1 protein-coding gene is annotated in these 1,457 nt (G+C 68.3%); it reads right to left on the reverse strand.

Going from position 1 to position 1,457, the window contains the following annotated elements; genetic code table 11:
* Positions 1-221: 221 nt before the first annotated feature.
* A complete protein-coding gene (locus tag ADL12_RS21765; protein WP_244188000.1) occupies positions 222-1,394 on the reverse strand; it encodes an IS4 family transposase in 1,173 nt (390 codons plus the stop codon).
* Between the last annotated feature and the right edge of the window lie 63 nt (positions 1,395-1,457).

Below are 1,457 nucleotides of genomic sequence, written 5' to 3' on the forward strand. Positions count from 1 at the left end.
CAATGCTGTTGCTTTACGGTTCTGCGGGTTGAGGGCGCTGGATGCGGATAGCTTGGGTGCCGGTGCGGGTGGGTTGGGGCCAGGCGCGGTGTCCGGCTCGCTTGAGTCGGTAGTTGGACATCTTGCGTTTGACGACGCGAGGCTGACTGCGCGGGCGTCTGCGTGGCAGCAGGCGTTCGAGCAGGTCGTGCTGGAGCACGATAAGGACTCTGACCAGCAGCTCAGGGGGAAAAGCTGCCCGGCGTGACGGTCACGCTGCGCCGGGCGGAGCGCAGGGTTTCAGTGAAGGAGACCCGGTCGGGATCCAGGCCCCGGGTGGCCGCGGTTCTCACCATCAGCTCACGCAGCGCGTGATGGACCAGCAGGTGGGCCCAGATCTGCTGCAGGACGCCGTCGGGTGTCTTGCTGGTGAGCACGACGCGTGCTCCGCGTTGATGGGTCTTGAGCTCGGCGAAGACAGCCTCCGCCTCCCAGCGTTCCTGATAGAGCGCGGCCAGCTGGCGGGCGGGATAGCGACGGGCATCGAGCAGCGTGGTCACCAGCCGGTAGTCCTGGCCTGCGCGGCCGGTGCCGTGCAGCTGGTAGGCCACCACCCGCACCGTGACCGGATCACGGTGCGCGCGGTCGGTGCGGGCGTGGATGCGCGAGAGCCAGGATCCGTCCCGCAACTGCCGCTCCACGGGCAGAATCCGGTTGGCGGGCACCCGCCACAACAGATCGGCACCACTGTCGGTGAAGGCCCGCCACAGGGGCACGCCGAGGAACTCCCGGTCCGCCAGGACCAGTTCACCGCGCCCGCAGGAGCGTGGCAGGCGGCCGACCAGGGTGACTTCACCGGTGCGGCAGCCGGCCAACTCCGCATCCAGCACGAGATGGGTGCCCGCCTCGATCAGACAGGCCATCCGCACCTGAGGAAAGGAGGACTTGTCGTGGCCGCGGCTGTTTCCCGGACGGCCGAAGGCAGCCTCATTAGCCACGCTGTCGGCCACGTCCCAGCAGGTGGAGTCCACCGCCAGCAGCCGCAGCCCCCGCCAGAAGCACCCCGGAGTGGCCTCGGTGCCCATCGGCTTCGCGGTCGTGGCAAACAGTACCCGCAGCGGCTCCGATCCCAGACGCTGGCGAGCCCGGAACAGCGACGACTTCGCAGGGATGCGCCACTCTCCCAGCAGCCCCTGGCCCCGCAGGCCCTCGACCAGATGCCGCATCACCTCCAGATACGGAGCTGGCGAGAACAGGGCAAGGGCGAGCACGAAATACACCACCAATCGAGCTGGCAGCAGGCGTCTGCGCTGCTCGCCACGACCGCAAGCGGCCACCACACGATCCACCAACCCGGGCCGATACACCCAGGTCAGCAGCCCCAGCCCCGATAACTCGCCGACATCCGCAGACACCCGCACCACCCCCCGGGAAGCACTACGCAGCAGCGTACGCCCGCAACTAAAACAACGGCATTG

The organism is Streptomyces regalis, from assembly GCF_001509475.1.
Taxonomy (GTDB): domain Bacteria; phylum Actinomycetota; class Actinomycetes; order Streptomycetales; family Streptomycetaceae; genus Streptomyces; species Streptomyces regalis.